The 21,504-nt window shown below is 66.6% G+C and carries 23 protein-coding genes and 1 pseudogene; 9 read left to right on the forward strand and 15 right to left on the reverse strand.

Annotated elements, in window-relative coordinates; all coding sequences use genetic code 11:
* Nucleotides 1–47: 47 nt before the first annotated feature.
* Nucleotides 48–689 (reverse strand): hypothetical protein, encoded by a 642-nt coding sequence (locus O3I_RS22215; protein WP_237748111.1) that lies wholly within the window; start codon nucleotides 687–689, stop codon nucleotides 48–50.
* 118 nt (nucleotides 690–807) lie between these two features.
* Here O3I_RS22215 and O3I_RS22220 point away from each other — a divergent pair, with 118 nt between their 5' ends.
* The 3 genes from O3I_RS22220 to O3I_RS22230 all read left to right on the forward strand — a co-directional run bounded on the left by O3I_RS22220 (nucleotide 808) and on the right by O3I_RS22230 (nucleotide 3,448).
* Complete coding sequence (locus O3I_RS22220; protein WP_014985223.1) at nucleotides 808–1,674, forward strand: helix-turn-helix domain-containing protein; 867 nt, start codon at nucleotides 808–810, stop codon at nucleotides 1,672–1,674.
* 74 nt (nucleotides 1,675–1,748) lie between these two features.
* Nucleotides 1,749–2,867 carry a serine hydrolase domain-containing protein gene (locus tag O3I_RS22225; RefSeq protein WP_041564158.1) on the forward strand — a complete coding sequence of 373 codons (1,119 nt, stop codon included), beginning with the start codon at nucleotides 1,749–1,751 and terminating at the stop codon, nucleotides 2,865–2,867.
* Between the two features lie 191 nt (nucleotides 2,868–3,058).
* On the forward strand, nucleotides 3,059–3,448 hold the full coding sequence (locus O3I_RS22230; protein WP_148282704.1) for a VOC family protein: 390 nt from the start codon (nucleotides 3,059–3,061) through the stop codon (nucleotides 3,446–3,448).
* Between the two features lie 10 nt (nucleotides 3,449–3,458).
* Here O3I_RS22230 and O3I_RS22235 read toward each other — a convergent pair whose 3' ends face one another.
* On the reverse strand, nucleotides 3,459–4,145 hold the full coding sequence (locus tag O3I_RS22235; RefSeq protein ID WP_014985226.1) for an LGFP repeat-containing protein: 687 nt from the start codon (nucleotides 4,143–4,145) through the stop codon (nucleotides 3,459–3,461).
* Between the two features lie 184 nt (nucleotides 4,146–4,329).
* The gene (locus O3I_RS22240) at nucleotides 4,330–4,767 is read right to left on the reverse strand and encodes a MarR family winged helix-turn-helix transcriptional regulator (protein ID WP_014985227.1); all 438 of its coding nucleotides are present in this window, start codon (nucleotides 4,765–4,767) and stop codon (nucleotides 4,330–4,332) included.
* 76 nt (nucleotides 4,768–4,843) lie between these two features.
* Between O3I_RS22240 and O3I_RS22245 the strand changes: the two genes are divergently transcribed.
* The 3 genes from O3I_RS22245 (at nucleotide 4,844) to O3I_RS22255 (ending at nucleotide 7,025) form a co-directional block, all read left to right on the forward strand.
* The gene (locus O3I_RS22245) at nucleotides 4,844–5,491 is read left to right on the forward strand and encodes a maleylpyruvate isomerase family mycothiol-dependent enzyme (RefSeq protein ID WP_014985228.1); all 648 of its coding nucleotides are present in this window, start codon (nucleotides 4,844–4,846) and stop codon (nucleotides 5,489–5,491) included.
* A 157-nt stretch (nucleotides 5,492–5,648) separates the two neighbouring features.
* Nucleotides 5,649–6,317, forward strand: coding sequence for an MspA family porin (locus O3I_RS22250; RefSeq protein WP_041562774.1), 669 nt, complete (start codon nucleotides 5,649–5,651; stop codon nucleotides 6,315–6,317).
* Nucleotides 6,318–6,365: 48 nt separating this feature from the next.
* A complete protein-coding gene (locus O3I_RS22255) occupies nucleotides 6,366–7,025 on the forward strand; it encodes an MspA family porin (protein ID WP_014985230.1) in 660 nt (219 codons plus the stop codon).
* A 150-nt stretch (nucleotides 7,026–7,175) separates the two neighbouring features.
* Here O3I_RS22255 and O3I_RS22260 read toward each other — a convergent pair whose 3' ends face one another.
* The 3 genes from O3I_RS22260 to O3I_RS22270 all read right to left on the reverse strand — a co-directional run bounded on the left by O3I_RS22260 (nucleotide 7,176) and on the right by O3I_RS22270 (nucleotide 10,036).
* Nucleotides 7,176–8,006 carry a VC0807 family protein gene (locus tag O3I_RS22260; protein WP_081594074.1) on the reverse strand — a complete coding sequence of 277 codons (831 nt, stop codon included), beginning with the start codon at nucleotides 8,004–8,006 and terminating at the stop codon, nucleotides 7,176–7,178.
* A 6-nt stretch (nucleotides 8,007–8,012) separates the two neighbouring features.
* Complete coding sequence (locus O3I_RS22265; protein ID WP_014985232.1) at nucleotides 8,013–9,230, reverse strand: cytochrome P450; 1,218 nt, start codon at nucleotides 9,228–9,230, stop codon at nucleotides 8,013–8,015.
* Between the two features lie 143 nt (nucleotides 9,231–9,373).
* Nucleotides 9,374–10,036, reverse strand: coding sequence for a TetR/AcrR family transcriptional regulator (locus O3I_RS22270; protein ID WP_014985233.1), 663 nt, complete (start codon nucleotides 10,034–10,036; stop codon nucleotides 9,374–9,376).
* Between the two features lie 129 nt (nucleotides 10,037–10,165).
* Between O3I_RS22270 and O3I_RS22275 the strand changes: the two genes are divergently transcribed.
* A complete protein-coding gene (locus tag O3I_RS22275) occupies nucleotides 10,166–10,522 on the forward strand; it encodes a hypothetical protein (protein ID WP_014985234.1) in 357 nt (118 codons plus the stop codon).
* A gap of 1 nt (nucleotide 10,523) precedes the next feature.
* On the opposite strand, the gene O3I_RS22280 is transcribed toward O3I_RS22275, so the two are convergent.
* From O3I_RS22280 to O3I_RS22295, 4 genes are all read right to left on the reverse strand, one after another.
* Nucleotides 10,524–10,796 carry a hypothetical protein gene (locus O3I_RS22280; protein ID WP_014985235.1) on the reverse strand — a complete coding sequence of 91 codons (273 nt, stop codon included), beginning with the start codon at nucleotides 10,794–10,796 and terminating at the stop codon, nucleotides 10,524–10,526.
* 19 nt (nucleotides 10,797–10,815) lie between these two features.
* Nucleotides 10,816–11,868, reverse strand: coding sequence for a LacI family DNA-binding transcriptional regulator (locus O3I_RS22285; RefSeq protein ID WP_014985236.1), 1,053 nt, complete (start codon nucleotides 11,866–11,868; stop codon nucleotides 10,816–10,818).
* Nucleotides 11,869–12,012: 144 nt separating this feature from the next.
* A complete protein-coding gene (gene ctaD, locus O3I_RS22290) occupies nucleotides 12,013–13,725 on the reverse strand; it encodes a cytochrome c oxidase subunit I (RefSeq protein WP_014985237.1) in 1,713 nt (570 codons plus the stop codon).
* Between the two features lie 284 nt (nucleotides 13,726–14,009).
* On the reverse strand, nucleotides 14,010–14,288 hold the full coding sequence (locus O3I_RS22295; RefSeq protein WP_014985239.1) for a hypothetical protein: 279 nt from the start codon (nucleotides 14,286–14,288) through the stop codon (nucleotides 14,010–14,012).
* Between O3I_RS22295 and O3I_RS22300 the strand changes: the two genes are divergently transcribed.
* Nucleotides 14,278–14,793 carry a hypothetical protein gene (locus tag O3I_RS22300; RefSeq protein WP_014985240.1) on the forward strand — a complete coding sequence of 172 codons (516 nt, stop codon included), beginning with the start codon at nucleotides 14,278–14,280 and terminating at the stop codon, nucleotides 14,791–14,793. The two genes, O3I_RS22295 and O3I_RS22300, sit on opposite strands and share 11 nt — an antisense overlap.
* A gap of 19 nt (nucleotides 14,794–14,812) precedes the next feature.
* Here the strand turns inward: O3I_RS22300 and O3I_RS22305 are convergent, their stop codons facing one another.
* On the reverse strand, nucleotides 14,813–15,994 hold the full coding sequence (locus O3I_RS22305) for a phthiocerol/phthiodiolone dimycocerosyl transferase family protein (protein ID WP_014985241.1): 1,182 nt from the start codon (nucleotides 15,992–15,994) through the stop codon (nucleotides 14,813–14,815).
* Nucleotides 15,995–16,322: 328 nt separating this feature from the next.
* On the opposite strand from O3I_RS22305, the gene O3I_RS22310 reads away from it, so the two are divergent.
* Nucleotides 16,323–17,756: a nitrate/nitrite transporter gene (locus O3I_RS22310; RefSeq protein ID WP_014985242.1), complete on the forward strand. Its 1,434-nt coding sequence runs from the start codon at nucleotides 16,323–16,325 to the stop codon at nucleotides 17,754–17,756.
* A 96-nt stretch (nucleotides 17,757–17,852) separates the two neighbouring features.
* On the opposite strand, the gene narI is transcribed toward O3I_RS22310, so the two are convergent.
* From narI to O3I_RS22330, 4 genes and pseudogenes are all read right to left on the reverse strand, one after another.
* Nucleotides 17,853–18,593 carry a respiratory nitrate reductase subunit gamma gene (gene narI / locus O3I_RS22315; protein ID WP_014985243.1) on the reverse strand — a complete coding sequence of 247 codons (741 nt, stop codon included), beginning with the start codon at nucleotides 18,591–18,593 and terminating at the stop codon, nucleotides 17,853–17,855.
* Nucleotides 18,590–19,270 carry a nitrate reductase molybdenum cofactor assembly chaperone gene (gene narJ / locus O3I_RS22320; protein WP_014985244.1) on the reverse strand — a complete coding sequence of 227 codons (681 nt, stop codon included), beginning with the start codon at nucleotides 19,268–19,270 and terminating at the stop codon, nucleotides 18,590–18,592. Before narJ ends, narI begins: the two co-directional genes overlap by 4 nt.
* A gap of 13 nt (nucleotides 19,271–19,283) precedes the next feature.
* Entirely contained in the window at nucleotides 19,284–21,023 is a 1,740-nt protein-coding gene (gene narH / locus O3I_RS22325) for a nitrate reductase subunit beta (protein ID WP_014985245.1), read from the reverse strand.
* Nucleotide 21,024: 1 nt separating this feature from the next.
* Nucleotides 21,025–21,501: pseudogene (locus tag O3I_RS22330) on the reverse strand (molybdopterin dinucleotide binding domain-containing protein); the annotation flags it as partial.
* Between the last annotated feature and the right edge of the window lie 3 nt (nucleotides 21,502–21,504).

Below are 21,504 nucleotides of genomic sequence, written 5' to 3' on the forward strand. Positions count from 1 at the left end.
GAGGAGGTCGAGCCCGGGGATCGGATGTCTGATGGGAACCGCGGCGGCTAGGCGTGCCCGCCGCCGAGGCCCGGCTTGTGCAATCGAGGCTGGGATTCGAAGGTGGGGCGGTCGGTGGGGCGCACCGGTTCCGGTGCGACCACGGCGCCACGGTTGTCCGTCCGGGTGGTCCGGGCGTCGACCTCGCGGCGCGCGAAGGCGATATCGCGGGCGCTGCGCACCGACAACCTACCGAGCGAGGTGGCGGCGAAGAACAGGATCAGTGCGCCGAGACCGTAGAAGAAGGTCAGTTGCAGGAGTGCCCGTTTGAAATCGGAGGACGCGACCGGCTCACCGAGGGCACCCAGGTTCAGCAGGTCCGCCAGGAACGGACCGACGACGAACCACAGACCGGCCGCCGCGGCCAGCCAACCGCCGAAACTGGCGACGAGCCGATTCCGGCTGGTCAACATCAGAAATCCGCCGACGATCGCGACCACGCCGGGCAGCACCTCGAGCCAGCCGCGCGCCGACGTCCACACCCACGAGTCGTCCGGGGTGAACGCGAAATCGAAGTACGGGCCCAGGAACGGAATCAATGCGCCCCAGATCCCCAGCAACAGCACCGCGAGCCCGCCGAGGGCGCCGCGACTGCGGGGAATCCGGAGTGCCGGGCCGCGGTCGGCAGCAACGTTGTCATCGACGTTCATCAGAGCCTCCATTCGTCGAAGTAACTGCTCCTACGGCCTACCCGCGCCGCACCGACCTATGCATAACCTGCATGAATGAGTCGAAACGCGCCCGTGGGGCGATGCGTAGCCTGAACGCGTGGGAGTTGTACACGTCGGCCGCGAGCCCGAACCGAGGTGGGATTTCGCGACCGCGGCAGCGCCGCCGGGGGCCGCGATCATCGGTTACCGCGATCTGAACGGCGGCGGGCTGGATCTGCGCGTCGCCGGGACGACGGCGATCACCGTGGTGATCGGGTTCGGGACGCAGGACGTGCTCGTCGACGACGCGGGCGGCCGGCGCACCCTCGACAGCTTCGTGGCCGGGCTCCCCCTCGACCCGATGCGGGTGCACAGCGCACGCGCCGAGTGCGTCGAGCTGCGGCTCTCGCCGCTGCGGGCGTATTCGCTGCTCGGCGTGGCGCCCGCCGAACTTGGCCGCGGCGCCGTCGCCCTGGAGGATCTGTGGGGGCCGCGGGCCCGGCGGTTGCGCGAACAACTCGCGGCCGCCCAGAACTGGGACGAGCGTTTCGCTATTACGAAATCGTTTCTGGCGCAGCAGGACCGGCGGTCACACACGCTCGACCCGGAGGTACTGGCGGGCTGGCACCGCATTCTTGCCGCGCGGGGACAGGTACGGATCGGCGCGCTCGCCGAAGCTCTCGGCTGGAGTCACAAGCGACTGTGGTCGCGGTTCGAATCCCAGATCGGGCTGACGCCCAAGCGCGCGGCGATGCTGGCCCGGTTCCGGTACGCGGTCGACGGGCTGCTGGCCGGCCGCCCCGCCGCCACGGTCGCGGCGGATTCCGGCTACACCGATCAGGCCCACCTGTGCCGTGACGTGTCGATCTTCGCCGCCGATACGCCAGGAGCGTTGAAAGCCCAGTATCTGCCTGCCATCGCGCGGCACCGGTACCAAGCCTGGGGAAAATTCTTCCAATACCGCGCGACTCCCCTCGATCGATAGTGGTGTTCGCCCCGGGTGGCGGTCGGCCGATCGCCACCCGGGGCTCACCCATCGACAACGAGAGGACAGCTGTCGTGCACAACACTTTTGATCCCGCAGCACTGCAAGCAGCCCTGGACGCCGTCCACGCCGCAGGACTGCCCGGCGCCTTCGCCGAAGTCCGGGCCGGCGACCAAACCTGGCGCGGCGCAGCCGGAGTCGCCGACCTGGCCACCGGCAGACCGGTCACCACCGAGATGCGGCACCGGGTCGGCAGCATCACCAAGACCTTCACCGCCGCCGCGGTGTTGCGACAGGTCGAGAACGGCGAAATTGCTTTGGACACACCGATCGCCCACTACCTGCCGCACCTGGTTCCCGGTCCGCGCGGCGCAGCGATCACCGTGCGGATGTTGATCAACCACACCAGCGGTCTCGCCGAATATCTACCGCTGGCCTACCCTTCGCTCGCCGCTTTCCCGGCTATCGGCAAGACGACACCGAAAAGCCTGGAGGACAACAGGTTCACCCGCTTCCACCCCGTCGAGTTGATCGAGCTGGGTGTCGGTGCGCCCGCGGTCGGCGCCCCCGGTGGTACACCCGGCGTGTACTCGAACACGAATTATCTTCTGCTGTGCCAACTTCTGGAGCTGGTCAGCGGTCTGTCCGCAGAAAAGTGCATTACCCGCGACGTCATCAACCGCGCCGGACTGCCGGACACCGAACTCCCCACCGAGCCCTACCTCACCGGTCCACACGCCCTGCACTACGAGGCATGGTTCGGCATGTTCGATCCGCCGCGTGACTTCAGCGTCTTCGACATGTCGTGGGTCGGCCCGTCCGCCTCGCTCATCTCGACCGTCACGGATATGAACCGCTTCTATCGCCTGTTGCTGGCGGGCGCCATCGTCAGCCCGTCGTCACTGGCGCAGATGCAGCAGACCGGCCCGGTCATCTCGTTCGAGGGCAAGACCATCACCTACGGTCTCGGCCTGCACAAGCTAACCGTGCCCGGTCACGGCGTTTTCTGGGGCCACGACGGCTCCGCCTGGGGCAGCGGTGCGATGGCCATGATCAGCGCCGACGGGCAACGGCAGCTGGCGCTGGCGGTGAACATGCAGCGGTGGAACCAGCTCGATTCCGCACAAAAGCCGCAACCACACCCCATCGACTTCGCGCTGCACGCGTTCACCCAACTCGCACTCTGCGGTTGACCTGCCCGGCGGCGAGGACGCGCATGGCGTAAGTCACGAAGGGAGCCCGGGCTGCGGACTATACGATGAGCAGACAGCGGGCTGAACGAAGTCATCTTGCCCGCCCCCGATATGCGGCGTCACGGCGTTCGGCGCAACCGAGCGCGAAAGCGAACACATCCTCGTGCTGACCCGGCGAAGGGAGCGGCGGCTTGAATGTCCTCGGCGGCGCGGTAATGATCAACGTTCCCGATCCGGACGCTTCGGCGAAATTCATGATCGAACATCTGGATTTCACGGAGACGATCACCGACGAGGGGCTCGCGGTGATTTTCTCCGCCGCCGCGGATTTGCATCTGGCGTTCCTGCGCGTCGGCGCGCCGGACTTCCGGCCCGAGTCCGTGGCGGGCGCCCTGAGTAAAGGAATGATCATCGTTCTCGTCGTCACCGACGTGGACGCCGAGCATTCCCGGTTGGCCGAGGCCGGCGTCGAGATCGTCACTCCGCTCGGTTTCTCGGAATGGGAAGGCAGTTCGGGCGAACGGTACTTCCAGATGCGGGACCCGAACGGTCTCATCGTCCGATTGACCGAGTGGGTGTGAACCGGATCGGTCAGCGGGGCGGCTGCCATTCGATGCGGCCGCCCTGGAAATCCTGGGCGCGGCCGTCGTTGTAGTCGTACTCGTCGCTGATCGGGTACCCGTAGCGGCCGTTCTCCCAGTTCTGGCTCGCCCAGATCTCGCGGATCGCGCCGACCACCGCGCGGGCGCCGGTATCGGCCGACCAGTAGATCGAGCCGCCCTCGAAATGCTGGCCCGCGCCGTTGTTCTTCGCACGGAATTCGTCGGTGGCGGGGAACCCGAGCCTGCCGTCCTCCCAGGACATCGTCGCCCACTTGTCGCGGATCGCGCCCCAGGTGTTGTGCGCACCGGTGGCCCGGGACCAATGGATGGTGCCGCCCTCGAAGTGGTTGAAACGCCCAGGTTTCCGGGTGGGCATTTCCCGGCTGGTCGGATACCGCAGAGCGCCGTCCTCCCATCCGAGTTCACCCCATTTGGCGCGGATCGCACCGCCGATCTGATTGGCATGTCCGTCGGAAACCAGCGGATGCCAATAGATCGAACTGTCCTTCTCGAACGCCTGCCAGCGCCCGCCGCGGGAAGCGTCGGACTCCGGGTTCACCGCGATACCGAAGAAGGCGACGCCGCCGGCCGCATCGTATTCGATGCGGATCGCACCGTAGATCGGATATGGTTGCGCGGCGGATTCGGCGGGAACCAGGGCGAAGCTGGTGAACACCGCCAGAATGGTGGCAGCCCGAGCTACTCGAACGACGCTACGCCGACCATGTTTCGAATTTCGCGGACCAGTTGACATGGCCCCTCCTTATGCCCCCGGATAATGCCTCCATTTTACTTGCGCCCGAGGACTTTCGACAGGGGTCGACCGGGAAGGAACGAAATCCGCTGTCCGCGTTGCCCACTCAAGCGTAGGGGTCGGTGATCGCGCGCAACCGGGTCATCGTTCGACGCAATTGGCGCATGCTCGCGGGTCCGAGTTGCTCGGCCCATTCCATCTGCACCTGCTCGGCGACCGAGTTCGCGTACGTCGCGCCCGCTTGCCCGCGCGCGGTCAGCCGGACGAGGCGGGCGCGACCGTCGCTGGGGTCCGCGACGCGTTCCACGTAACCGGCACGTTCCAGTTGGTCGACCAGGAAGCCCGCGGTCTGCTTGGTCACCTGAGCCCGCTCGGCCAGTTCGGTGAGCCGGGTGCCCGCCGCACCGATCTGCGCGACGATCCGGCCCTGCGCGACGGTGAGGTCGCCGTAGCCGGACTCCGCCAGCGCCGCGAAGACCCGGTTCTCCATCGATCGGTAGGCGATCATCATCAGCAGACCCACGTTGAGCTGCTCGTCTGCCATCACGCTCCTTGACATTAGTACGAGAGACTGACGATACTAGTCAGAGTCACTGACCAATGCTAGCGGGAGGTGCGTTATGCCGACCGAACAAGTCACGCTGGACCGCGAAGGCAGCTGGCGGGTCATCGAAGCCCAGCGCCGCGCGATCGCCGCCCTGCTCACCGAACTGACTCCCGGCGAATGGGAAAGCCCCTCGCTGTGCGCCGGATGGCGCGTTCGCGACGTCGCCGCACATCTGGCCCTCACCCCGCAGGTCCCCTCGATCCGGGCGATGATCACCGCCGCGGCCCGGGCGCGCGGGAACTACAATCGGATGATCGACCAGCTCACCACCGACTACGCCGAACATCCTGTCGCACAGCTTATTTCGGATATCGACGAGCACGCGGCGGACCGTTCTCTGCCGAAACTCACCAACTACCGCAACATCCTGTTCGACACGATGGTGCACGGTCAGGACATCGCGATTCCGCTCGGCCGCACCCTCGACCTGCCGCCATTCGCCGCGGCCGTCGCCACCCAGCGCGCCGCCACCATCGGCTGGCCGGTCTTCGCCCGGCATCGCCTCGACGGCATCCGCCTGTGCGCCACCGACATCGACTGGTCCTACGGCACCGGCCGAGAAATCCACGGCCCCATCAAAGCCCTGCTCCTCTTCGCCACCGGCCGCACCGCCCTGCACCACCACCTCACCACCGAAGGCCTCCCCCTCCACCAGGATTGACCAGCCGGACGGAGGGGAGGTTCGGCCGGTTGGGGGATGGCCGGGGGCGGCGGGGCGGGCCTACGCTCAGCGCGATCACCGCTCCGGCGCACGGACGGAGCGGTGATCTGTTCTCGCGGTGCGTAATTCGCACCCCTGCAAGGTGATGAGGGTAGGCATGAATAGATTTCGCGCGGGCAACCGCGGCGTACGAGCTGCCGGGCTCGGTGTCGTGGCGACTGTGGCGCTCGGGTTGTCGGCTACCGGTGCGGCGCACGCCGACACCTTTGTGCCGCTACCGGACGGGGAACGACTCGGCCCCGGCGTGAAGATCAGTCGCACACAGGAAAGCGCGCTGGTCTCGCCGTCGCTGGCGGCCAACGGCGCCGGACGCGTCGCGTGGCTGACCGGGACGGTGACCGCGGACGTGACGACGACCCCGCAGGGCAAACCCGGACCCAACAACGGCGCCAAGAACGCGCCAGGCACCAACAACTCCTCGACGCACGGAGCGTCGCGGCTCAGCACGGGCTATATCGTCGGCTGCCAGGTCAGTATCAGCGACAACGCCATTTCCGCGGGCTTGTCCGCCGGCGTCAACGTCACCAGCGGAAAAGTGGGTGGCTCGATCGGCCTGAAGCTCGGGCCCGGCCAGGTGAGCTTCGTCGATATCGAGGGCAAGGACATCCTGCGCCCCGGCAGCTACTCGATCGAGTACCGCGATGTCGAAATACAGATCCAGGGCTGTGCGGGCTACGCGCAGGCGCGTTCGTACACGGTGGCCGAGATCATCGGCGACAACTACGCCAAGGTCTCCCTCTACGGCCAGCCGTTCAGCATCGGCTGACCCCGAAGCCCCACTCGCGCAACAGCATTCGACCCCAAGGATTTCTCGATGATCAATCGCACTGTGGCACGCCTGGCCACCGGCGTCGCCGCGACCGCGGCCCTCGGCCTGTGCCCCACCGCCGCCCACGCCGACACCGTCGTCGCGCTGCCGGGCGGCGAGCTCACCAAGACGCTCTCGGACGGCACGGTGCTGACGGTCCGGCTGGTCGGCGAATCCGCCACCATCAGCCCGTCCATGGGCGCCACCCCCGTCCACCGCAACGCGTGGGTGTCGGGCTCGGCACAGGTCGAACTGTCCGGCTCCGACGCTGTCGGCGGCAAAATCTATCCCGGCTACGTGGTGGGCTGCCAGGTCACGCTCAAAGGCGGCGGCGTGAACGGCGGCGTCGACGCCAAGACAGACTGGGAGGGCAAGAAACCGGAGATCGGCGGCAAGGCGGGCGGCAACCTCACCCTCGGTCCCGGTCAAGCCAAGTCCCTGTATCTGCTCGACCAAGAAGAAGCCGACGACTTCGGCAACGAATCGCACAGCACCCGAAACAAATTCAAGGGCACGAGCGGCAGCGTCACCTGGGCCGACTCCACCATCGGCGTGCAAGGCTGTGCGGGCTACGCCCAGGCCCGCGCCTTCGTCCGCGTGAAAGTCGCCACCGCCACGGTGAATTCGGTGGTCACCCTGTGGGGACAGCCCTTCAGCATCGGTTGACGCACGGCGAGCCGGATCCGGCGGGATCACCGGATCCGCGGACTCGCCCGCCGAAGCGCGCCAACCCCTCATTCTCGGCGAGCACCATCTCCAATGTGCCGGCTCTGTTCGACTTCGAGCAAGGACAGTGACGGAGTGCCGGTCGTGAGCTCATCGACGCACTGGCGCTTGCCCTTTCACCGGTTCGCCGACCCGCACATGCCAGTTCATCCACGCGAACAGCAGCAGGATGCACCCGGTGCCGACCAGTGGCGACGCGACGGCCGCCACCTGCACCGGGCTGGTGAGCACGAGCGCGACCCGCACCAGCGATTCCGCGATGAGGCCGATCCCCCACACCGCGGCGACGGTGCGCTGCTGTCGCCGGAAGGCTCCCGACTGCCGCCAGGCTTCGTCCCAGCTGAGTCCGTCCGGGACGAAATCTCTTCGGATGTAATAGGTCAACGGCCGCCACAGCGCCAGCGACACCAGGATCACCGCGCCCATCACCGCGGTGATGATCGGGTCTTTGAGCAGCACGACCGTGGCATTGCCGGTCAGCAGTCCGGCCAGGATGCCGAGCACGAATCGACTCAGCACGAGGACCGACAGCGCACCCACCCGGTGATGCCTGAGATAGCTCACCCCGACCCGCAGCGCGGAGACACCGCCGGCGGCGACGAGCGCGACGACATCGGAAACCCCCGCGAGCGTCAGCGCCAGGTAGGCGGCGTAAGGCACCCCGACGTCGACCACGATCGTCTTGGCGACCAGCATTTTGGATGTCTTTGCCGGACTTGTTTTCTCATCCTCGAGCACGGTGATCGCACCGGCCGGGCAGCGCGTCACCGCGTCCCCGACCGCGAGCCGATGCGCGGGCGCCGGTCGCTCCGCCACGACACGGACCAGACCGGTGTCGTCGTCCTGGTCGAACACCGCCGCCGCGGCGAGCACACAGTTTCCCGACCCGATACACGCATTTCGATCCACCTGAATTCGCATGCGCCACTACCACCGCACCGGCAGCGACTGCACACCGTAGACGATGGAATCCGCCCGGAACACGAGTTCGTCCGGCGACACGGCCAAGCGCAGCGCGGGAAACCGGCGAGCCAGTTCCGGTAGCGCGATCCGCAGTTCCAGGCGGGCCAGGGGTGCGCCGACGCAGTGGTGGATGCCGTGACCGAAAGCCAGATGGCCGCTGGGCTTCCTGGAAATATCGAAGGTGTCACCGTCGGGCCCCAGCGCGGGATCGCGGTTCGCGCCGGGAATCGAACAGAGCACCATATCGCCCGCGGCGATCGTCTGGCCACCGACCACCGTGTCCCGCAGCGCCGTTCGCATACCGGGGTGATGCACGATAGAGAGATAGCGCAGCAGCTCCTCGACCGCCCGATCCGTACTGGCCGGATCGTCGCGCAGCAGCGTCCACTGGTCCGGATGGTCGAGCAACAGCAGGGTGCTCAATGCCAGCATGCTCGCGGTGGTCTCGTGCCCGGCGAGCAGCAGCAGCGCGCCGATACCGACCAGATCCGCGTCGGAGAGCGCGGCGCCGTGCTCGCGAACGAGCATGCCCAGCAGATCCTCGCCCGGGTCGGCTCGTTGCCTGCGCACCAATTCGGCCATGTACCAGCGTGATTCGGCTCCAGCGGCGGCGCGTTCGACGGTGCTCAGCGACCGATCGAGCTGGGCGGCGCCCCACTGCTGGAATTCGGCGCGGTCGGCGTACGGCACGCCGAGCAGCTCGCAGATCACCAGCGACGGCACCGGCAGCGCGAAGCTCTGGACCAGGTCGACGGGACCGCCGTGCGCGGCCATCGCATCCAGGTGTTCCGCGACGATCTGCGCGATGCGGGGTTGTAGCCTGCGCATCCGGGCGACCGTGAACTGCGGTGTCAGCACCCGGCGCAGGCGGGTGTGCTCCGGCGGATCGGCGACGACGAGCGGCCCGGGTGCGACATCGGCCATCCGGGCGGCGGCCTGCGCGCCGAGCAGTCCGGCGAGGTGCTCGGCCATGCGATCGAACGAATTGCTGTACAGCGCAGCGTCGTTCAGCACCTGCCTGGCATCGTGGTAGCGGGTGACCAGCCACACCGGGACGGCCACCGGGCCCATCGGCAGCTCGACTCGGCTGACCGGCAGGGTTTCTCGGCGCCGTACGAGTTCGGCGGTCGGGTCGAATCGTTCTCGTCGTCGATAGAACGGTACGGAGGCGGTGTGCGTCATCGATCGAATCCCATTCACTCAGCACGCAGGAACGCGACAAATAAGCAAGAGTCGACTCTCACTTGTGTCGCTGCCCCGAAGGTAGCACAAGTGAGAGTCGACTCTCGTTACAAGCCCGGACGGGCGTTCTGATCAGCGAGAACTCAACGGCCGCGCGGTGATTCCGTGGCCGCGGCCGCATCGAACGGTGGCAACGCGGTGGCCGCGGCGGGCCGCATCGCGTCCAGCATCAGCGCGAGATAGCGCCGCCACCCCTCGACCGGTCCTCGTCCCGCACTGCCCATCCCGAGGAACATGGCGTCAGCGGCGCCGCCGAGCCGCTGCGCGCCGATCAACATCGTGGTCAACCGGGGCAGATCGGCGGCGACGAGATCGCCGCGCACCACCCCCGCATCCTGCGCCCGTCGCAGCACGACACCGAACGCCTCGAAATACTGTGCGGCCAACCCGGAGAAGATATCCGGCGACTGCGCGGCCGCGATCGTGCGCTGCTCGTCCGCGGCCACCTCGAGCACCACGGTCAGCATGTCGACCATCGCCTGCCACGGATCCGCGGTGTCCAGCGCCGCGGCGGCCACCGGCGCGATTGCCTCGTCGAAGCGCCGCGCGAGCACGGCGTGAATCAATTCGTCCCGGCCCGCGAAATGCCGATACAGCGTTGCCTCACCCACTCCGGCACGCCGAGCGACCGCACTCAACTGCGCGTCCGGGCCGTGCTCGGCGAACACCGCCCGTGCGGCACCCAGAATGCGCTCGATGTTGCGGACCGCGTCGGCGCGCGGCCGCCGCTGAGGAGTCGAGACCATGTCTCACCCTAGGCATGCGCACAGGCGCGCCCCTAACCTCCGGTTCTAGAGCAGGCCCGGTTCCCGCAACCACACCCCTACAGTTGAGCCTTGCGCTGAACAAACACGTGGCGAGCAGAAAGGGCGTGCATGGGGATCGAAGGAGAGCGGCTGGGCCTGCCCGCGCTGTGGGCGGTGGCGGCCTGGGGCCTGATCGCGGCCGTGCTGTCGGCCCCGGTGGCGGCCGCCCTGGTCGGTGTGGTCTACCGGTTCCCGATCCCGTTCGGCGACCACGCGCAGGGTTTCGGCGAGGCGGGCAACGCGGCCATGGCCTCGGTGTTCTATCTGGTCAAAGGCGAAGGATTCGTGCTCGCCGCGCTCGGCGGCGGTGCGGGCTACTTCATCGCGCGAGCCGGCGGGCCGGGGTTGCTGCGCGCGCTCATGCTCGCCGTCCTGGCGGCCTTCGGCCTGGCGCTGCTGGCCGCCCTCATTCTTGCCGTGCTGTAGCTCAGGGCGTACAGGTGGATGCGCGGCCGCCCGGGCAGCCACCGGCGACACCGAGCGATCGGGCGGCGGAGGCTGTGCGAGTCGCCCGGCTGTGGTCGAGGCGATCGGCCAGCGAGGTCCGCCGGTGCGCCGACGCGCGCAGATAGGCGGTGATCCAGCGCCGTGCCGGGGAGTTCCGCGCCGGTTCCGCGCGCACCACCGGCGCTTCCGGCAGGGCCGAGTCGGCTTGCGCACGAACAGCTTTGACGGCCATGGTGGCCGCGACAGGATTCATTGTCATTCCTTTCGGATCGTCAGCCGCGCACCGGTCCGGTGCTGGAGCGGACGATCAATTCGGTGGGCAGCACGACTCGTTCCTCGGTGTAATCGGGGTCGAGCAGCATGCGCCCGAGCAACTGACCCTTCAGCCGGATCGGTTGCCTGATCGTGGTGAGGCCGGCCGCCTCCGCGGCCGAGATGTCGTCGAAACCGGTGACCGAGATATCGCGCCCCGGGGTGAGTCCGCGCCGCCGCATGGCTTCGAGGACACCCAGCGCGAGCACGTCGCCCATGGCGGCGATCGCGGTGGGGCGGTCGCGCCGATCCAATACCAGTTCGGCGCCGGCGATTCCGGAGTCGACCGAGTTGTGGCCGCCGGAGACGACGGTGATCTCGGCATCCGGACCGAGACCGTCGCGCAGGCCACCGATCCGCAGCCGGGCGTTGTTGTAGAGCACCGACAGATCGCTGATCTCGCGGACGCCCGGAGCGTCGCGGCCGCAGTCGACGACCGCGGCCACCCGGGTATGGCCGAGTTTCGCCAGATGCGCGCCGACCGCCTTGGTCGCGGCCGCCTCATCGATCACCACGCGGCGTCCCGGAAACTCGTCGTCGGAATGCGCGAACGGCAGACCACGGGCCGCGACCACGTCCAGCGCGGGATGGCCCGGGTCGACGCAGTAGGCCGCGATCCCGTCGACCACCGCGTTGCGCACCGCCTCGACGGACTCCCGGATGGCCTGCTCGTCGGCGCCGAACTCATAGCGCGGCAACGGAATCAGCAGCAGGCCGGTGCTGGTGCGTTCGGCCACCTCGCTCAACCCGGCCAGCAGCCCGACCGCGAACGGGTCGGAGAACGCGTAGGACAGCTCTTCGGTGAGGATCAGGCCGATCGCACCGGCCCGCCGGCCGCGCAGCGTCCGCGCCGCCGCGTCGGGACCGGTGTAGCCCAGCTCCCGAGCCGCCTCGAAAATCCGTTCCCGCACCGCAGCCGAGAGCTGCTCGGGCCGGTTGTAGGCATTCGACACCGTCGACAGCGAGACCCCCACCGCCGCCGCAACGGACTTCATGGTCGCTTTGGGTGGCATGCCGGACAACTCCCCACGGGCTACTGAAACGTTCTACTAGAACGATACAGAAGGCCGCGCCCAAAGGCCAGCGGGTTCTCCGCACCGCTTCGGCGGAAGCTGTCAGCGCAGCCGTGCCCGGATCACAGCAGCCGCGACTCTCGACTATCGCGAAGGTTGACGGTGCCGCCGGCCCACGTGCGCTTCGGACCGCATCCGGTCGACGATGTGCGGGTAGTGCAGCTCGAAAGCCGGGCGCTCGGAACGGATTCGGGGTAGCTCGTAGAAGTTGTGCCGTGGCGGCGGGCAGGTGGTGGCCCATTCCAGTGAGTTGCCGTAGCCCCACGGATCGTCCACGGTCACGACCTGCCCGTAGCGGTAGCTCTTGAAGACGTTCCACAGGAACGGGATCATCGACCCGCCCAGCACGAAGGCCCCGATCGTGGAAATCGTGTTGAGCGTGGTGAATCCGTCGCCGGGCAGGTAGTCGGCGTAGCGCCGCGGCATGCCGGCGTTCCCGAGCCAATGCTGGGCCAGGAACGTGAGGTGGAAGCCGAAGAAGGTGGTCCAGAAGTGCCATCTCGCGAGACGCTCGTCGGCCATCCGGCCGGTGATCTTCGGGAACCAGAAGTAGATACCGGCGAAGGTGGCGAACACGACGGTGCCGAACAACGTGTAATGGAAGTGCGCGACCACGAAATACGTGTCGCTGATGTGGAAGTCCAGCGGCGGGCTGGCCAGGATCACACCGGACAGACCACCGAAAAGGAAGGTCACCAGGAAGCCGAGCGAGAACAGCATCGGTGATTCGAAGGTCAGCTGACCGCGCCACATGGTGCCGATCCAGTTGAAGAACTTCACCCCCGTCGGCACTGCGATCAAGAACGTCATCAACGAAAACCAGGGCAGCAGAACGGCTCCCGTGGCGTACATGTGATGCGCCCACACCGCCACCGACAGCGCCGCGATCCCCAACGTCGCATACACCAGTGCCGTGTAACCGAAGATCGGTTTCCGCGCGAACACCGGAAAGATCTCGGACACGATGCCGAAGAACGGCAACGCGATGACATAGACCTCGGGATGACCGAAGAACCAGAACAGATGCTGGAACAGGATGACCCCGCCGGTCGCCGGATCGTAGATGTGCCCGCCGAGATGCCGGTCGTAGAACAGCGCCAGTGCCGCCGCGGTCAGCAGCGGAAACACCATCAGCATCAGCACACTCGCCACGACGACGTTCCAGGTGAAGATCGGCAACCGGAACATCGTCATACCCGGGGCACGCAGGCACACCACCGTGGTGATCATGTTCACCCCACCCAGAATCGTGCCGAGGCCCGAGACCCCCACACCGAGAATCCACAGATCCGCACCCACCCCCGGCGAGTGGATGATGTCGGTCAGCGGCACATACGCCGTCCAACCGAAATCGGCGGCGCCACCCGGCGTCACGAAACCGGCGGTCGCCATCGAAGCACCGAACAGATAGAGCCAATAGCTCAACGCGTTCAACCGCGGAAACGCCACATCCGGAGCCCCGATCTGCAACGGCACCAAGATATTCGCGAACCCGAAGATGATCGAAGTCGCATAGAACAGCAACATGATCGTGCCGTGCATGGTGAACAGCTGGTTGTACTGCTCCGGGGAAAGGAACTGCAGACCCGGCCGCGCCAGCTCACCGCGGATCAGCAACCCCATGACACCCGCGATCAGAAAGAACGTCATCGAGGTCACCAGATACATCTGACCCAGCACCTTCGGATCGGTCGTGGTGACCATCCGATACAGCGCCGAACCCTTCGGCAACCGCCGCGCCGGATACGGCCGCCGCGCCACCAATTCCGGTTCCGGCTTGGGAGTTACCGCTGTCACCACACCCTCCTCACACCTCGGCGCAGGTCGCCGTCGGCCCGCGAACGACACGCGGCCGAGCCGACCGTAAACACCGGGCATCCCCCGAAAACACCCCCCTTGCAAAGGAAATGACCTTCGGCGACCCGTCCGATGACCTTCGTCCCCGCGCACGGGACCTGCTCGGCGGCGAAGTCGGACCGAAGGTCCGCCACAACCGGGACGAACGACTCTGCCCCTTGTCGCGCGGACGTCATAACCTGGTTCCGGTCAGCTGCTTTCGCCCGGCTGACCTGGCGCGAGCCCTACCCCACAGCATTCGGCCGCGCCGCTGTGTTGTTGCCGCCGGGGCCGATCCTTCCCTCGGCGGCAACAGCCGTGTCCAGGCGGAACGGCTCGGCCACAACGACTTCCGACGCAATGCGGCCGATCCCGCAGCGCCATCCGGCGAAAGCGGTGATCGAACGCGATTGATCGGCGATCCGCGGGGTACGGCTGATGAATGCGGGCAGCGCACTTCGCCGGGGCCCGCGCCGATTCAGCAGCAATTCCGCAGGGGAAGGAACGAACGCGATGACAGACACCCTGGTCGATCTGACGGCGGACAGCGGACAGGTCGCGCGACCGGACACCCGAGGGCAATCACCCTGGCGCAGTGGTCATTCCGCTGTGGCGGCGGAATGGCGCGACGCCAAAACCGTGCTGGTGACCAGGATTACCGGTCCGCGGCAGCTGACGACCGTGCCCCGGTTGGTCATTCCGATCGGCGACACCCAGCTCGCCTTCCGGGTGTCCTCGAAATCCGCCGAGGCCGAACAGTTGGCCCGGGACGGCCGCGTGCTGGTGCAGCCGGGTGACCGGCGCGGCACGCCCGCCCTCGGCTCGCATCAGCGGCAGGGCCAGGCCCAGCTGGTGACCGCGGGCACGCTGCTCCCCTACGTCGAATCCGAGATCGCCGCGAAGTACCGGTGGCGAATTCCCATGGCACGCTTCGCCCATCGCCTCGGGCACGGCGACGCACCCTACGCCGACGTCGTCGTGCTGGTCGCCGTGGCCGAGCCGAGCAGCATCCCCATGTTGCCGCAGTAGTGGATTCGCGAACCAGGAATCAGAGCGCGGCCAAACGGTGCAGATGCTCGGCGAAGAGGCGGCCCGCGTCCGGGGCATGCGCCCGTGTGTCGATCGTGAGCTGACCGTCGTAGGTCGTGATGACATGCGGCGTGAGGGCAAGCAGCGGCGCGTTCGACATGAGGGGATGAAAGTCCTCGATGGTGAGGTCCGCCGGGGTGGGTAGCGGCGGAATCACACCCCAGTTCGTCGAGATCAGTGCGCTGGACAAAGCTTCGGGCGTCAACATGGATGCGAGTTCGGCACCGCCGGTGAAGAGGGTGCCGGTGGCGATCGACTCGCGCAACGTGGCGCTGACCGCCCGGGCGAGCGCGAGCAGGTCGCGCTCGCTGTGTGGATCGGCGGCGAAGTAGGCGATGCTCAACACGTTGGTCCCCTCGGGATATCCGATCCGGGGGCTGACCCTGCTGCGCAGATCGACGGGATAGGTGTAGTGCAGTGTGTCGATATCGACGCCACGGCTCTGCGCGGTCGCGGTGAGCAGCGCCGCCGAGACCAATCCGTTGATGGTGGTGCCGTGCTGCCGACCGGTGGCCAGCAATGACCGAGTCACGTTGGCGGACAAACGGATACGAACACGGTCGGCCGGATTCGCCGAAGTGTCCGCCAATGATTCGACCCCGTCCGTATCCGGCAGCTCGAGGGCGGGCGCGGCCCTGACGCCGCGCGCCGCGAGCAGGTGCTCCAGGGAATGCGGGTAGGCATGACGTGCGGGTGCGGCAGGCTCGCCTTCGGCGTGGGCGGTGTAGTACTTCCACAGTTCCGACAGCAGATGCAACGAGTGGTGGCCATCGGCGATGGCGTGATGGGTCAGCAAGGTCACCGCGGCCGTATCGTCGCCACCACGCACCGTGTGGATTGCCGCTGCCCGGCCGTCCAGGTCGGGTAGCTCGTACAGCGGGTCCTCGACCGGACCGGCCACGTCGAACAGCGCGGCCGCGACATCCGGCACTGCCGCGATGGCGGGCCCGCTTTCGTCATCCTGCACCATCCGGGTGGACAGCACCGGATAGGCGGCCCGCAACGTCTCGAAAGCCCGGGTCAGCACTGCGGGGTCGAGCCTGCCGCGCACTCGGGTGGAGTACCCCACGTAGAGCCCGAACCGGAAATACATGAGCTCGCTCGGGGCGAGCGGACGAACCAACAGCTGCGACGACGTCATGACACTGTCTCCTTCGACTTCACCTGGGGGTCGAGCAGCCCGGCACCGCCGCCCTAACGGCACTGGTAAGGGGAGGTCGGCTGACCACAGGCTAAATCGGGGTGGCAGATTCTGCCATAATGTCTCAGCGAGTCATCAGGGTAATTCCTGCCACTCGGCTGGGCAGGAGTGATGCAGCCCACAAAGGTCGCATGTAGGCCATTTCGTTTCACGCGCCGCTCGTGCGGCCCGTGAGCAAGCGTTGATCTCCCGGTCATTGCGCGCATCATGTCCGCAATACCCGCTGCATACCTTGGGTTCAACCGATTATGGGAGGCCTGAGTTGAGCATGCTGACGCGTAACCGTGACATCGAGAATTGGGATGCCGAGGATGTCGCGGCCTGGGACGCGGGTGGAAAAGATATCGCCAGACGAAATCTGATCTGGTCGGTCGTCGCCGAGCATGTCGGATTCTCGGTGTGGTCGATCTGGTCGGTGATGGTGCTGTTCATGCCGACCGAAACCTACGGCATCGACCCGGCCGGCAAGTTCTTCCTGGTTGCGGTGCCGACGCTGGTCGGCGCGATCCTGCGCATTCCGTACACGGTGGCCACCGCGAAATTCGGCGGTCGCAATTGGACCATCTTCAGCGCGGTCCTGCTGCTGATTCCGACGCTGCTCACGCTGTATTTCATCAATCAGCCCGGCACCTCGTACACGACATTTCTGATCGTGGCCGCGTTCGCCGGCGTCGGTGGCGGCAACTTCGCCTCGTCGATGACGAATATCAACGCTTTCTACCCGCAGCGACTCAAGGGCTGGGCGCTGGGGCTGAACGCGGGCGGCGGCAATATCGGCGTGCCGGCGATTCAACTGCTCGGCCTGCTGATCATCGCGACGCTCGGCAACGACTACGCATCCCTGATCTGCGCGATCTATCTGGTCCTGGTGGCGGTCGCCGCCCTCGGCGCCGCCCTGTACATGGACAATCTGCGCAATCAGAAGGCCGATCTCACCGATATGCTCGCGGCGCTGAAAGTGCCACAGTCCTGGGCGATCGCGTTCCTGTACATCGGCACGTTCGGCTCGTTCATCGGCTACAGCTTCGCGTTCGGCCAGGTCCTGCAGATCAGCTTCAAAGCAGGCGGTGACACCGCCGCGCAGGCGGCGCTGCACGCCGCGCAGATCGCGTTCATCGGTCCGCTGCTCGGTTCGCTGGCCCGCCCGTACGGTGGCAAGTGGGCCGACCGGATCGGCGGCAGCAAGGTGACCATGTACGTCTTCGGGGCGATGATGGCGGCGGCGGTACTGGTCGTGGTGGCGAGCACGCTCGGTGATCGCAACGGCGGCGTTCCGAGCGGAGCGGCGATGGTGACGCTGATCGCCGGGTTCATCGCCCTGTTCATTCTGTCGGGCATCGGCAACGGGTCCGTCACCAAGATCATCCCGTCGGTGTTCGACGCCAAGTCCAAGAGCCTGGATCTCCCCCGTGCCGGGCAGGCCGCGTGGGCCCGCAACACCGGCGGCGCACTCATCGGCTTTGTCGGCGCGATCGGTGCGCTCGGCGGTGTCGGCATCAATCTGATGCTGCGCTCCTCCTACGCCTCCACCCAGTCCGCGACGATCGCGTTCTGGGTCTTCATGGCGTTCTACGTCGCCTGCGCCCTGGTGGTCTGGGCCGTCTTCCTGCGGCGTCCCAGGGCCGGCGCCGAACCCGACGTGGTGGTCGAGGCGGAAGCCTTCGTCCTGGAAGCCGAAGCGGCCGCACACAGCAGCCGCTGACCTGCTGGAACAGCACCAAAGCCGGGTGCGCCCCGACCTCGAAAGGTCGGGGCGCACACGGCTTTTCAGGTCTCGGGCGGAACCCGAGCCGCCGGTTCAGCGCCAGCGATCAGGCGTGACCGGAGCATCCCAGGCGCGGGCGTAGCGGCGGGTGTCGGGCGCGCTGGACTGCTTGCGGCGGTACACCACATAGGGACGGGTGAGGTAGCCGATGGGCGCGCTGAACATGTGCACCAGGCGGGTGTAGGGCCAGACGCCGATCAGGACGAGCACGATCAGGCCGTGCAGCTGGAAGGTCCACGGCGTGCCGACCATCAGCTCCGGTTCCGGATGCGGCGTGAAAAGACTACGGAACCAAGGGGAAACGGTCTCGCGATAGTTGTAGGTGCCCCAAACCAGGTTGCTGCCCCAGGTGTTGAGCAGTCCGGTGACCAGCGCGCCGGCCAGCAGGACGTACATCACTTTGTCGTTGGCAGTGGTGGCCTTGCGCACCGCGGGCACGGTGATCCGGCGATAGAGCAGGATGGCAACGCCGGCGAGCACGGCCACCCCCGCGATCGAACCCGCCGAAACCGCGATCAGGTGATAGGTGTGCTCGGAGATGCCGATCGCGGCCGTCCACGATTCCGGTATCAGCACCCCCAGCACGTGACCGCCGATCACGCCGAGCATGCCGAAGTGGAACAGCGGGCTGCCCAGGCGCAGCAGGCGGCTTTCGTAAACCTGGGAAGACCTTGTGGTCCAGCCGAATTGGTCGTTTCGATAGCGCCACAGATGGCCGAGAACGAACGAGGTGAACGCCACATACGGCAGGGTCAACCATAGGGTGCTGGTCATCGGCGGCCTTCTCCTTGCGCGAACATCGTGGGATCCATGGCGAACGGCTCGAGTCCCACTTCTTCCTCCGGTGGCCCCTGGGCGGCCAATTCGGCGATGCGCCGCCGGTCCGCGGTGGTCGGCGGCGGCAGCGTGGCCAGCACGGCGGCGAGCACGTCGGCGTACGGAGAACCGCTGTCCGCCAACGAGAGCCGGAGCAGCTCGAGCACCGGTACGTGCTCGCCGAGCAATCGTTCGCCGCCGATCGGGTCGACCGTAGCCGCGAACTCGAGCAGCACCGCCAGGTGATCGGGCAATTCCTCGTCGCCGAGTTCGACACCCGCCTGCCGATAGGCGTGTTTGAAGCGGAGCAGTGCCATCCCGCGCTTGCGGGTATCGCCGTACGCGTAGAAGGTCAGGTGCATGCTGGAGCGTCGGCGCATATCGAATGTGCGGACGTATTCGGCCGCGAGGTCCAGTGGCACGGCGGCCCGGATATGGGCAAGGAATCCGAGCAGCGGGTCCCGCACCGCGGGCGGCAATTCTGTTGCGGCGTCGAGCAGTTCGCCGGTCAGCGCGAGCAGCTGTTCGCTGGGATAGTCGAGCAGTAGCGCGGCGATCCGCCAGACCAGGCGGCGGTCCCGCTCGGCCATGGGCACCGCGGGCTCCGGCCTGCGCCGGACCTTCAGCAGCGCCATGCTGGGCTCTTGTTCATTGCGGTGTCCCCGTGGGTGTCGGGGCGGCGCGCGGCGTGCCTTCCGGCACAGCCTCATTGCTCCCGTTCGCCGCCGCGCCGTGTCCGTGCGTGCCGTTTCCGTTCGTACCGTTGTGCTTTTCCCTGCCGTTGGTGCCGTTCTGCGCTGAAGGCAACAATCCGTCGGTGCTCTTGCCATCCCAGTTGAGCAGGTTGACGCGAGCGGACTTCTCTTCCGGCGCAGCGCCGTTGGTGTCGGTGAGGTGGAACTTTTCGACCATGGTGTCGAGGGCGGTCATGCCCGGTCCGCCGTCGGTGTCGAGGCTGCATCCGGTGGCGAGGGCGTCGAGTTGGTGTGCTTCTGATCCGGCACCGGACGGGATGACGTAGCGGTGTTCGTATTTGGCGATGGCGAGTAGTCGGTAGAGGGCTTCGATTTCTTCGGGTTCGAGCCGAATCGAGGGGGCGATCGCAGGGTCGGGTTCTTCGCCGAGGTTGATCGAGCGCATGAATGCGCGCATCCCGGCCAGTCGTTGCAACGCGGCGCGGACGGGTCCGATTTCGCCTGCGGTGAACAGTTCGGCGAGGTATTCGATGGGGATGCGGAGGGTGTCGATGGCGCCGAAGAGGTTGTGGGGGTTTTCGCCGTCGTGGCCGGTTTCGGTCAACACGTCGACGATGGGTGAGAGGGGTGGGATGTACCAGACCATGGGCATGGTGCGGTATTCCGGGTGTAAGGGTAGGGCGATTTGGTAGTCGGCGATGAGTTTGTAGACCGGGGAGTCCTGGGCGGCTTGGATCCATTCCGGGGAGATGCCGGCGTGTTCGGCTTCGGTGATGACGCGGGGGTCGTGGGGGTTGAGGAAGACGCCGAGTTGGGCGGGGTAGAGGTCGTGGGGGTCGGTGACCGCGGCAGCTTGACCGACTTTGTCGGCGTCGTAGAGCATGACGCCGATGTAGCGCAGGCGGCCGACGCAGGTTTCCGAGCACACGGTCGGGATCCCGACCTCGATGCGCGGGTAGCAGAAGGTGCATTTCTCGGCTTTGCCGGTTTTGTGGTTGAAGTAGATCTTCTTGTAGGGGCAGCCGGTGACGCAGTGGCGCCAGCCCCGGCATTTGTCTTGATCGACGAGCACGATCCCGTCCTCGGCGCGTTTGTAGATCGCCCCGGACGGGCACGACGCCGCACACGACGGATTCAAGCAATGCTCACAGATCCGCGGCAGGTAGAACATGAAGGTTTGCTCGAACTCGAGTTTCACCTGGTCGGACAACCGCCCCAGCAACGGATCCTTACCGACCTGTTCGGGTCCGGAACCGAGGTCGTCGTCCCAGTTCGCACCCCACGTGATCTGGGTGTCGGCGCCGGTGATCAAGGATTTCGGGCGTGCGACCGGGGTGGTGTCCATCGCCGGGGCCGAGAGCAAAGTGTCGTAGTCATAGCTCCACGGCTCGTAATAGTCGGCGACCGTGGGCAGGTCGGGGTTGGCGAAAAGGTTGAGCAGCCGTGTGAACCGTGACCCCGACTTCAACGTCAGTTTGCCGCGCCGGTTGAGCCTCCAGCCGCCTTTCCACCGGTCTTGGTCTTGGTACTGGCGGGGATAGCCTTGCCCGGGACGGGTTTCGACGTTGTTGAACCACATGTATTCGGTGCCGCCGCGGTTGGTCCACGCCTGTTTACACGTCACCGAGCAGGTGTGGCAGCCGATGCATTTGTCCAGGTTCATCACCATCGCCAGTTGTGCCATGACACGCATCTCAGTACTCCACTTCCTGGCTACGGCGCCGGATCGTGGTGACCTCGTCGCGCTGGTTACCGGTCGGGCCGTGATAATTCAACGCGAACGACTGCTGGGCATACCCGCCGATCAAATGCGACGGCTTGATCATGATCCGGGTCAACGCGTTATGGATCCCGCCCCGCTTACCCCGCGCGTCATCGACCTGCGGGCGGTCCTCGATCCTGGGTACACCCACCGCCCGGTCCTGCGCGTGATACATGAACACCGTGCCCTCGGGCATCCGATGCGACACGATCGCCCGCGCCACCACCACCCCGTTACGGTTGACCGCCTCGATCCAATCATTATCGGCCACACCGATCTTCGCCGCGTCACGCTCCGACATCCAGATCGAGGGCCCACCCCGCGACAACGTCAACATATGCAAATTGTCCTGATACGCCGAATGAATCGACCACTTCGAATGCGGCGTCAAATACCGCACCGTCACACCCCG

The organism is Nocardia brasiliensis ATCC 700358 (assembly GCF_000250675.2).
Classification (GTDB): Bacteria; Actinomycetota; Actinomycetes; order Mycobacteriales; family Mycobacteriaceae; genus Nocardia; species Nocardia brasiliensis_B.